The organism is Mesorhizobium sp. M0029 (genome assembly GCF_040323735.1).
Classification (GTDB): domain Bacteria; phylum Pseudomonadota; class Alphaproteobacteria; order Rhizobiales; family Rhizobiaceae; genus Mesorhizobium.
The window spans coordinates 117,154-127,500 of record NZ_JAMYVF010000003.1 but is presented as its reverse complement, the minus strand read 5'-3'; the positions used below and the strand labels follow the sequence as shown (position 1 = coordinate 127,500).

The 10,347-nt window shown below is 63.6% G+C and carries 8 protein-coding genes (1 of these 8 only partly in view); 1 reads left to right on the top strand and 7 read right to left on the bottom strand.

The window, feature by feature from the left end:
- Positions 1–206, top strand: partial view of a M23 family metallopeptidase gene (locus NKJ76_RS06660; RefSeq protein ID WP_023701439.1) — the end only. Its footprint begins 1,765 nt before the window's first position; only the last 206 of its 1,971 coding nucleotides appear in the window; its start codon lies off the left edge, out of view; its stop codon occupies positions 204–206.
- Positions 207–379: 173 nt separating this feature from the next.
- On the opposite strand, the gene NKJ76_RS06655 is transcribed toward NKJ76_RS06660, so the two are convergent.
- From NKJ76_RS06655 to prfA, 7 genes are all read right to left on the bottom strand, one after another.
- Positions 380–1,939 (bottom strand): MFS transporter, encoded by a 1,560-nt coding sequence (locus NKJ76_RS06655; protein ID WP_023693988.1) that lies wholly within the window; start codon positions 1,937–1,939, stop codon positions 380–382.
- A gap of 102 nt (positions 1,940–2,041) precedes the next feature.
- Positions 2,042–3,559, bottom strand: a complete 1,518-nt coding sequence (locus tag NKJ76_RS06650) for a L,D-transpeptidase family protein (RefSeq protein ID WP_352537051.1) — start codon at positions 3,557–3,559, stop codon at positions 2,042–2,044.
- Between the two features lie 292 nt (positions 3,560–3,851).
- Entirely contained in the window at positions 3,852–4,208 is a 357-nt protein-coding gene (locus NKJ76_RS06645; protein ID WP_023685771.1) for an MmcQ/YjbR family DNA-binding protein, read from the bottom strand.
- A gap of 71 nt (positions 4,209–4,279) precedes the next feature.
- Positions 4,280–6,886 (bottom strand): ATP-dependent chaperone ClpB, encoded by a 2,607-nt coding sequence (gene clpB, locus NKJ76_RS06640; protein ID WP_023685772.1) that lies wholly within the window; start codon positions 6,884–6,886, stop codon positions 4,280–4,282.
- Positions 6,887–7,093: 207 nt separating this feature from the next.
- Positions 7,094–8,089 carry a DUF4167 domain-containing protein gene (locus NKJ76_RS06635; RefSeq protein ID WP_352537050.1) on the bottom strand — a complete coding sequence of 332 codons (996 nt, stop codon included), beginning with the start codon at positions 8,087–8,089 and terminating at the stop codon, positions 7,094–7,096.
- A 304-nt stretch (positions 8,090–8,393) separates the two neighbouring features.
- Positions 8,394–9,272: a peptide chain release factor N(5)-glutamine methyltransferase gene (gene prmC, locus NKJ76_RS06630; protein WP_352537049.1), complete on the bottom strand. Its 879-nt coding sequence runs from the start codon at positions 9,270–9,272 to the stop codon at positions 8,394–8,396.
- The gene (gene prfA / locus NKJ76_RS06625; protein WP_023672971.1) at positions 9,265–10,344 is read right to left on the bottom strand and encodes a peptide chain release factor 1; all 1,080 of its coding nucleotides are present in this window, start codon (positions 10,342–10,344) and stop codon (positions 9,265–9,267) included. The genes prmC and prfA overlap by 8 nt, the downstream gene beginning before the upstream one ends.
- Positions 10,345–10,347 lie beyond the last annotated feature (3 nt).

Genomic DNA, 10,347 nt, shown 5'->3' with positions numbered 1-10,347 from the left:
GCCTCTCCACCGGCCCGCATCTTCACTACGAGCTGATCGTCAACGGCACCAAGGTCGACCCGATGCGCGTGCGCCTGCCGGTCGGCAAGGTGCTGAAGGGCGACGACCTGGTCGCTTTCAAGCGCGAGCGCGAGCGCATCGATGAACTGCTCAAGCAGGAAGACAGCAATCCGCTGAAGGTCGCGAGCGCCAAGATCGAAGGCTAATGCATGTCGCCCAGAAGTGTGCCGCGGTTCTGGGACAACGACATGCCTCAAAACAAACACTTAAAGCGCGTCGTATGAATCCGTTTCAGCGCGACGCGCTTTAAGCCGTCACACTCGACGCCGGCGAATCATAATCGCCCCATCAGAGCATTCCGAATCGGGTCGGCTCCGAATCAGGTCGACTGCTCCTCTTCGGCTCGTGACCAAGGCAGCTTTTGCCCCGAAACGGTGGCCCAGGCGATAATAGCGGCAAGCAGGCAAAGCACGGCCGTCACTGTCGACACGGCCGCGAACGCCGCATCGCTGGCGGCGAGCCGTGTTGCATCAAGGTCTGGCGCCAGGCCGGCCAATGCCGGTTCGCCGAATCCCGGAATGCCCGGCCTAGCGCTGGTATCGAGCATCGTCGAATAGACCCAGGCCGCGAGCGAGCCCATCGCCGCCACAGCAATCAGCCCGCCAATGCGCGAAACCGCATTGTTGATGCCGGAAGCGGCGCCGGTATCCTTGTCCTCGACCGCGGTCATGACCGCCGTCGACAGCGGCGACACCACCAGCGCCATGCCGAGCCCCATCACGGCCATCAGCGGAAAGATACCGGTCCAGAAATTGTGCATGCCGGCATGAGTGAGCAAAGCCAGCCCGGCAAAGGCGATGGCAACTACCAGGCAGCCGCTGGCGATCGGAAAACGCGGACCGATGCGATCCGACCACTGGCCGACGAGACCCGACAGCAGCGCGATCGACGCCGACAGCGGCAGGAAGATGAAACCGACCTCTTTGGTGCTCAGCCCCCATCCGGCGATCAACAGCATCGGCAGGTAGAACAGATTGGCCGACAGGGCGAAATACAGGAAGAAGGTGGCGAGGTTGGCGCCGGCAAAGGCGCCGATCCGAAACAGCTTGAGATCGATCATCGGCTCGCGCTGCCGAAGCTCGAAGACGATGAAGATGATAAGCAGCACGGCGCCTGCGGCGATGCTCGGCCCCGACATCAGGCCGCTGCCTTCGGCGCTCATCGAGGTCAGTCCGTAGGCAAGCGCCCCGAAGGCAAGCGTGGCGAGAGCGGCGCCGCCGAGATCGAGGCTTCGCTTCTCCGTCGGCGCGTCGGCGGGAATCTTGGCCAGCAGGAGATAGATCGAGATCAGCCCGAGCGGCAGGTTGACGGCGAAGATCGCCCGCCAGATACCGCCGCCAAAGGCCGACAGAACGAAGCCGCCGAGCACCGGACCGAGCGCAGTCGTCAGCGCCGAGGCGGCGGCCCAGATGCCGATCGCCCGGCCGCGCTCCTTCTTCGGATAGGCCTTGGCGATGATGGCGAGGCTGCCCGGCACCATGATCGCCGCACCAATGCCCTGAATGGCGCGAAAGGCGATGAGCACCAGCGCATTCGGCGCCACCGCGCAGGCCAGCGAAGCGACGATGAACAGCGCAATGCCGGCAACGAAGGCGCGCCTGAGGCCAAACCGGTCGCCGGCGGCGCCGCCGGCCAGAATCAGCGCCGACAGCGTCAGCGCATAGGCGTTGGAAATCCACTGGACCTCGGCCAGGCTGGCGCCGAGGTCGACGCGCATTGCCGGCATGGCAATGGCCAGGATCGACCCGTCGATGAAGCCGAGCGCTGACGCCAGGATCGCCGCTACCAGCACGAACTTGCGCTGCGACTGCGGGCAAAATGTACCGTTGGAAAGCGACCTGGTCAGGGGAACGGCTGCGGCTTCGCTCGGAGACTTCATGAGCGTCTGCTTAGACTTGTTGCGGGCCGGCAACAACCAGCCAGCACCCTGCGCTCATGAATCCAGCTTTGGATATCGGCCTGCCTTATGGGCAGGCCGATATCACTGCGCTGGAGCGCTCACTTGCTCCGCAACATCATCGGCCGAGGGACCGCCGACGAACTCGACGGTGACGCCCGGCGACACCAGCTTGGCCAGTTCACGCGCATCCCAATTTGTCAGGCGCACGCAGCCATGGCTTTCGGTCTTGCCGATCTTGGAGGGATCGGGCGTGCCGTGAATGCCATAGGTCGGCTTGTCCAGCGCGATCCACACCGAGCCGACCGGGCCGTTCGGACCCGGCGGGATGGTCAGGATCTTGTCGTTCTGGCCCTGCTTGAAATTGATGCTGGGGTTGTAGGTGTAGTTCGGATCGAGCGCGACGCGCGACACCGTATGAGTGCCGGTCGGCGAGGGCGTGTCGGCTGAACCAATGGTGGCCGGATAGGCCGCGACCAGCTTGCCACCGGCGTCATAGGCGAACACCTGCTTCTTGTCCTTGTCGGCGACGATGCGGGCAACCGGCGTCGCCACCAGCCTGCCGAAATTGGCGACCTTGATGATGGTGCCGGGACGGCTGAAGTCGGCCTCGGGATTGAGCCCCTTCAGGTAGTTCTCGTCCATGTGGAACCGTTCGGCCAAGGCTTCGGTGACGGAGGTGTAAGCCATGCGGTCGAGCTGCGCCTTCTGGCTGTAATCCTCCGGTATCGAGGCGACATAAGGCCCGGCCGCGTCCTCGGGCGTGATCGTATAATTGGCGAAAGCATCGCCACCGGTTTGCGCCAGCGCAGCCTGGATGCCGACCGCGTCGGTCGAGCGCAGATTGCTGCCGGTGATCTGGTTATAGGCGGCAAGCGCCTTGTCGACATTGGAGCCGAAGCGCCCGTCGACGACGCCGGGTGAAGCGCCGGCGCGGTCGAGCAGCACCTGCAAGGCGGCTACATCCTGGCGTGCGCCGAGTGAAAGCGAGGGATCGACCACGGTCTTGCCACCGGCTTTCGGCGGCAGCGCGGCCTGGTCGGCGGGCGCCGCCGGTTCGGCGGGATCGATAGAGGCTTCGTTCAGCGGCTGGCGCTTGACGGGCCGCGGTTCAGCGGATTTCGGCGCTTCCGGATAGGTGTCGCTGTCATTGGCATCATCCTGCGGAGCGGCCCCCAGGAATCTGTCGCTTTCAGGATCGTATTCATCAACCGGCGGGCCGGGGATTCGTCCCTGATCGTCCAGTTGCCTGCGGCGGAAACGCGCCATGTCTTCGGGATCGTCGAGATAGTAGCGGTCGTCGTCTTCGACCGGTGCGCGTCCAAGCTCACGTGCCCGCATTTCCCGGCGCAGCGCGCGGCGGTCGAGCCTGGTCTGCGGCGGCTGGATGGCGATGACCTTGCCGGTCTCGGCATCGACGATGACGCGGTTGCCCCTGGCGTCGTAATAGATGTCGAGATTGCCGTCCTGGGCAAGCACAATGCCGCTGCTATCGGCGGCGCGGACGGCCGGCAGTGCGTTGTCCACAGTCGGCGATGCCATGGCGCTGGACGTGAGCAGCCCGGCGGCGAGCACCGAAAAGGCAAGGATCGTGCGGAACATGGTGGTCAAACTCTCCGGTACTTACAGCGTCGCGCGTCCGTTTGGACGCGCAAAGGACGCTGTAACACTTCATGTCTGCGCATGATCCTTTCCGAAAATCGAGTTTCGATTTTCGGGGTCATGCGTAATTGCCGCCGCCCGGCAGTGTTCCCACCAGAACGTTCTCGCCACCGTTTGGATGCGCAAGGAACGCCCTGATCGTCAAAAGCCTGCAGGCAAACCCCTTCGCCAGCAAACCACAACATAAGCTTTCCAACATGAACCGGGCATGAAGATGGCGGATTACTGGTTGCTACAGGCCCAATTCCTTGCGCGTCTGCTTCGTCAGCTTGAGGACGACGAGGCGGTGGCTTTCGCCGAGATAGTCCTTCAGCGCATCATCATCCATGCTCTGGCTTGTCTGACGCTGGATCCATTTCATGCCGCGCGAGGCGAGATAGGGCGCCGGCCGGCAGCCGGGCTGATCCTTCAGCACGTCATAAGCCATTTCAGAGCATTTGAAGGTGACGAAGACGCCACCCTCCCGGTCATGGCCGGCGATGGTGAAGACCTTGCCACCGACTTTCCAGACATCGGCCCCGCCCCACTGCACGACATGCGTCGTCTGCGGCAGCGAGGCGCAGAAGCTGTTGTAGTCGTCCAGCGTCATCTGCACCCCCGTCAAAGGATTGTTGTTTCATAAGAAAATGCCGCGCGTCCGGTCGGACGCGCGGCGTTGGATCAGGCTGCCGCGTCGGTCGGCACCACAGTGGGCCTGGACCGGAAATTCAACCGGTCGGAGCCGGCGGTGACCTTGACGGTCGAGCCGTCGAGGATCTCGCCAAGCAGGATTTTTTCCGCCAGCGGATCTTGCAGGTCCTTCTGCATCACCCGCTTCAGCGGCCGCGCGCCATAGGCCGGGTCGTAGCCCTTCGCCGCCAGCCAGTCGATCGATTCCTGGTCGAGCGACAGTGTGATCTTGCGGTCGACGAGCAGGCTTTCCAGCCGCTTGAGCTGGATCTCGACGATGCGACCCATATCCTGCCGGCGCAGCCGGTGGAACAGGATCACCTCGTCGACGCGGTTGAGGAACTCCGGCCTGAACGAGGCTCTCACCACGCTCATAACCTCGTCGCGCACGGCATCGACGTCCTGCTCTTCGCCGAGATTGACCAGATATTCGGCGCCGAGGTTCGACGTCATGACGATCAGCGTGTTGCGGAAGTCGACCGTGCGGCCCTGCCCGTCGGTCAGCCGCCCGTCGTCGAGCACCTGCAACAGCACGTTGAAGACATCCGGATGCGCCTTCTCGATCTCGTCGAACAGCACGACCTGATAGGGCCGGCGCCGCACCGCTTCGGTCAGCGCGCCGCCTTCCTCATAGCCGACATAGCCGGGAGGCGCGCCAATCAGCCGGGCGACCGAGTGCTTCTCCATGTATTCCGACATGTCGATGCGCACCATGGCGCTCTCGTCGTCGAACAGGAAATTGGCCAGCGCCTTGGTCAGTTCGGTCTTGCCGACGCCGGTCGGTCCGAGGAACATGAACGAGCCGATCGGCCGGTTCGGATCCTGCAGCCCGGCCCGGGCGCGACGCACGGCCTTGGACACCGCCTGTACCGCTTCGCCCTGGCCGACGACTCGCTTGCCGATCTCGTCTTCCATGCGCAGCAGCTTGTCGCGCTCGCCCTGCAGCATCTTGTCGACCGGAATGCCGGTCCAACGCGACACGATATGGGCGACGTGGTCGGGCGTGACCACCTCTTCGACCATGCCGGCCTTGCCGTCCTGGGCTTCGGCTTCCTTCAGCTTCTTTTCCAGTTCCGGGATCTTGCCATAGGCAAGCTCGCCGGCGCGCTGGAATTCACCCTTGCGCTGGGCAATGGCGAGGTCGTTGCGGGCCGCGTCGAGCTGCTTCTTGAGGTCAGCGGCGAGGCCAAGCTTCTGCTTCTCCGACTGCCATTTGGCGGTGATCTCGGTCGATTCCTCCTCGAGGCCGACGAGTTCCTTTTCGAGACGCGCGAGCCGGTCCTTTGACGCCTCGTCCTTCTCGACCTTCAGTGCCTCGCGCTCGATCTTGAGCTGCATGATGCGGCGATCGATCTCGTCCAGCGCCTCGGGCTTGGAATCGACCTGCATCCTCAGCCGCGACGCGGCTTCGTCGACAAGGTCGATCGCCTTGTCCGGCAGGAAACGGTCGGCGATGTAGCGGTTGGACAAGGTCGCCGCCGCGACCAGCGCCGAATCCGAGATGCGCACCTTGTGGTGCTGCTCGTATTTCTCCTTCAGGCCACGCAGGATCGACACGGTATCTTCCACCGACGGCTCGTTGACGAAGACCGGCTGGAACCGGCGGGCAAGGGCCGCGTCCTTCTCGACATGCTTCCTGTATTCATCGAGCGTGGTCGCGCCGACGCAGTGCAGTTCGCCGCGCGCCAGCGCCGGCTTCAACAGGTTCGAAGCGTCCATGGCGCCATCGGCCTTGCCGGCGCCGACCAGCGTGTGCATCTCGTCGATGAACAGGATGATGCCGCCGGCCGCCGAGGTGACTTCGTTGAGCACGGCCTTCAGCCGCTCCTCGAACTCGCCGCGATATTTGGCGCCGGCAATCAGCGCGCCCATGTCGAGCGCCATCAACTGCTTGTCCTTCAGCGATTCGGGCACGTCGCCATTGACGATGCGCAGCGCCAGGCCTTCGGCGATCGCCGTTTTGCCGACGCCCGGCTCGCCGATCAGCACCGGGTTGTTCTTGGTACGCCGCGACAGCACCTGGATGGTGCGGCGGATCTCGTCGTCACGGCCAATCACAGGGTCGAGCTTGCCGGCGCGGGCATCGGCGGTGAGGTCGCGCGCGTATTTCTTCAGCGCGTCATAGCCCTGCTCGGCGCTCGCCGAATCGGCGGTACGGCCCTTGCGGACGTCGTTGATCACCTGGTTCAGCGCCTGCGCTGTGACGCCGGCCTTCGACAGGATATCGGCCGTCTTGGCCGACTTCTCCATCGCCAGCGCCTGCAGCAGTCGCTCGACCGTGACAAAACTGTCGCCGGCTTTCTTGGCCAATTCCTCGGCGGTCGAAAACACCTTGGCCAGCGGCTGCGCCAGATAAAGCTGGCCGTTGCCGCCTTCCACCTTGGGCATGGCCTCAAGGGCGGTCTCGACGCCAAGCTTGACGTCGCGCACGTTGCCGCCGGCGCGCTCGATCAGCGAGGCGGCCAGCCCCTCATCGTCATCGACGAGGACCTTCAGCATATGTTCGGGAGTGAATTGCTGGTGATTGCGCGAGAGCGCCATGGTCTGGGCGGACTGAATGAATCCGCGGACGCGCTCGGAGTATTTCTCGAGGTTCATATCTGTCTCCTTCCATCACCGGCCCGCTTTGCGGCACCGGATCAGATTGCGGTGACGGACCCGCTCATCCGAGCCGGGTCCAGTTCACGCCAGATATGGGGCGCAAGCCATTGCCGCTCAAGACGTCCGGCTGATGATATTGCATGGCCGAGCAAACGAAAACGGCGGAGATTTCTCTCCGCCGTTTCATCGACTATGTCTTGTGGGTCAGTTGTTGGCGTCGACGGCGAACGGGTCGCGGGCAGGGCTTTCGGCCGGCGCCGCATCCACCACGTCAACAGCGGCAGCGGTCTCGCCGGCGCCATCCACCACCTGGCCACCACCAGACTGTTCGTCACCGACCTGATCGGCATTGTTGCGCGGGCGGCGTGGACGCCGCGGGCGACGGGCAGCGCCGCTCTCGGCGGCTGCCTCATTGAGTTCGGCCCGGGCGGCAAGAGCCGCCGGCGACAGGTTTTCATACAGCGGCGCCGGCTCGGAGAAACCGCTCTCGGCTTCGGGCTCAACCGCGGAAACGGTTTCCGCCTGTGCCGGGGTTTCGGTGAAGCGCTGCTGGTCGCCGCGCTGGCCGTTCTGCTCGCCACGCTGGGCAAAGTCGCCACGCTGGTCGTTCTGGCCATAGCCGCCATTGGGGCGGCGGTCACGGTTGCGGCCATTGTTGTCGCGGCCGTTGTTGTTGCGGCCATTATTGTCACGGCCATTATTGTCACGGCCACTGTTGTTCTCGCGGCCGTTTTCCTGGCCGTATGCGAGTTCGGCCGGCGTGCCCTCAATCGTCGGCTGCGGACCGTTGCCGTGGTTCGCCATCGGCGCTTGCGTCTCGCCGCCATTGCCGCTGCCGGCATTGTCAAAATCGTCGCGATCTTCATCGTCGTCGAATTCGTCGCGGTTCTGCGGGGCATTCTGGATCGGCATCTGCGCCTGTGCGGCGGCAATGATGCGGTTGTAGTGCTCGGCGTGCTGGAGGTAATTTTCCGCCATAACCCGGTCGCCGGAGCTTTGCGCATCACGGGCCAGAGTGGCGTATTTTTCGGCGATCTGCTGAGCCGATCCACGGATTTTCACGTCCGGGCCGTTGCTCTCGTAGTTGCGCGTCAGGGGATTTGGGCCCTTGCGGTTGTTGTTGTTGTTATTGTTGTTGCCACCGCCGCCGCCATTGTTGTTGCGACCGCGCATGCGCCTGTTCTGCTGTTGTGGCCTCATAAGACTCTCTTCATTTTGAAATTTTCGAAAAACGTTTCACGAACGGAGGCGCTCATGCAGCCAGCCGTTTCGTTTCTTCACCGGCGTTCGCCCGCATCAATTGCGTTGGCGCCACGTGTCATCCTGTTCCGGTTACATCACTTGCCGGACGATTCCCGCACGAAGCTTGGGCGTCGTTTGCGCAAGAAGGCAGCTATTTCCGAGGAAAACCGAATCGCTAAGAGCACTGCCTGCTTCGTCTCATCCGGTTAGGGCTGACCCTAGCCGCATTCCCCGGCATTGCCAAGCGCTTTTTTGCACTGCGTCAAGGCTTTCCCTGTTCAAACATAAGAACCCTGTCGTTTCCGCCAAGGTCGACAAATGCCCCGGCCAGCCTGTAGCCGGCTGCCGCGAATATGTCTTTGACCTCATTGCGCTGCGTGTGGCCGATCTCGACCGCTATCTTGCCTTGTGCTTCCAGAAACTTTGCCGCCTCGGCGGCGATGATCCTGTAGGGGCCAAGACCGTCCACACCGCCATCAAGGGCTCTGTGCGGATCGAAATCGCGGACCTCGTCCTGCAGATTTCCAATGTCTCCAGACGATATATAGGGAGGGTTTGCGGCAATTACATGGTATCGGCCCGAAACTTTTTCGAACCAGTCGGACTGCAGCCCCACGAACCGGCCGGCGAGTCCAAGTTGCTCGGCATTGCGTATCGCGGTTGCCAGCGCGTCGTGCGAAATATCGACCCCGGTGGCGGTCGCGGCCGGAACCGCGCTGAGCAGCGCCAGCGCTATCGCGCCGGTACCGGTGCCGAGATCGAGGATACGGCATTCCCCCAGCCTTTCGGCCGTCGCTCCGGCAAAAGGCAGGATCGCCTCGACCAGCGTTTCGGTGTCCGGCCGCGGCTCCAGCGTTTCCGGCGACAGCGACAGCCGCAGGCCGTAAAACTCGCGAAACCCGAGGATGCGGTGCACCGGTTCGCCGGCCATGCGGCGCTGCAGAGCAGCGCCGATTGCGGCAACCGCACACGCATCGACAGTCCGTTGCGGGTCGGCGATCGCCTGCGTACGGTCCGTGCCGGAAAAATGTTCGACGATCAGCCTGGCATCCAGCGCCGAGTCGGAAAGGCCGGCCGCGGCAAGCCGCTCCCGCGCCACCCGCAACAACGGCCCGAGCGCGCCGGGCAACATGTCAGCCATCGAGGCCAATATCGGCGAGCAGCTTCGACTGATGGTCGGCAATCAGCGCATTGATGACCTCATCGAGCTCGCCCATCATCACCCGGTCGAGCTTGTAGAGCGTCAGGTTGATACGATGGTCGGTAAGGCGGCCCTGCGGGAAATTGTAGGTACGGATGCGCTCCGAACGGTCGCCCGAACCAACCTGCGATTTGCGTGACTCCGAGCGCTCCTCGTCCGCCTTGCTGCGCTCGAGGTCGTAAAGCCGCGCACGCAGAATCTGCATGGCTTTCGCCCGGTTCTGATGCTGCGACTTCTCCGCCTGCACCACCATGATACCGGTCGGCAAATGGGTGATGCGCACGGCCGAATCGGTGGTGTTGACGTGCTGGCCACCCGAACCCGAGGCGCGCATCGTGTCGATGCGGATGTCTTCGGCGCGGATGTCGATGTCGACCTCTTCGGCTTCCGGCAGAACGGCCACCGTCGCCGCCGAGGTGTGGATGCGCCCGCTGGCCTCGGTCGCCGGCACGCGCTGCACGCGGTGCACGCCGGATTCGAATTTCAGATGGGCAAAGACGCCCCTACCGGAAATGGTGGCGATGATTTCCTTGAAGCCGCCGGCATCGCCGTCGCTGGCCGACACCGTCTCGAAGCGCCAGCCGCGTTCGGCGGCATAGCGCTCATACATGCGAAACAGGTCGCCGGCGAACAATGCCGCCTCATCGCCGCCGGTGCCGGCGCGGATTTCAAGGATGGCGTTCTTGTCGTCGGCCGCGTCCTTGGGCAACAGCAGGATCTGGATGTCCTTCTGCAGCTCTTCGATACGCGCTTCGACGCCCGGCAAATCTGCCTCCGCCAAGGCCCGCATCTCTGCGTCGGTGCCCTTGTCGGCAAGCATCGCCTCGAGGTCGGCTTGCTCGCGCTCGACTGAGCGCAGTTCCCTGACCTTGGCCACCATGTCCTGCAGCTCGGCATATTCCGAGGCCATCTTCACATAGGCATCGGCCGCCGGGCCGGCCGACATCTGCGCTTCGAGCATCTCGAAACGCTTGACGACCTGATCCATACGCTCGCGGGGAAGATTGACCATGGC

Excerpts from the sequence above, each read along its gene's own strand:
- NKJ76_RS06655 (WP_023693988.1), bottom strand. The coding sequence starts at position 1,939 with ATGAAGTCTCCGAGCGAAGCCGCAGCCGTTCCCCTGACCAGGTCGCTT.
- NKJ76_RS06650 (WP_352537051.1), bottom strand. The coding sequence starts at position 3,559 with ATGTTCCGCACGATCCTTGCCTTTTCGGTGCTCGCCGCCGGGCTGCTC.
- NKJ76_RS06645 (WP_023685771.1), bottom strand. The coding sequence starts at position 4,208 with ATGACGCTGGACGACTACAACAGCTTCTGCGCCTCGCTGCCGCAGACG.
- clpB (WP_023685772.1), bottom strand. The coding sequence starts at position 6,886 with ATGAACCTCGAGAAATACTCCGAGCGCGTCCGCGGATTCATTCAGTCC.
- NKJ76_RS06635 (WP_352537050.1), bottom strand. The coding sequence starts at position 8,089 with ATGAGGCCACAACAGCAGAACAGGCGCATGCGCGGTCGCAACAACAAT.
- prmC (WP_352537049.1), bottom strand. The coding sequence starts at position 9,272 with ATGGCTGACATGTTGCCCGGCGCGCTCGGGCCGTTGTTGCGGGTGGCG.
- prfA (WP_023672971.1), bottom strand. The coding sequence starts at position 10,344 with ATGGTCAATCTTCCCCGCGAGCGTATGGATCAGGTCGTCAAGCGTTTC.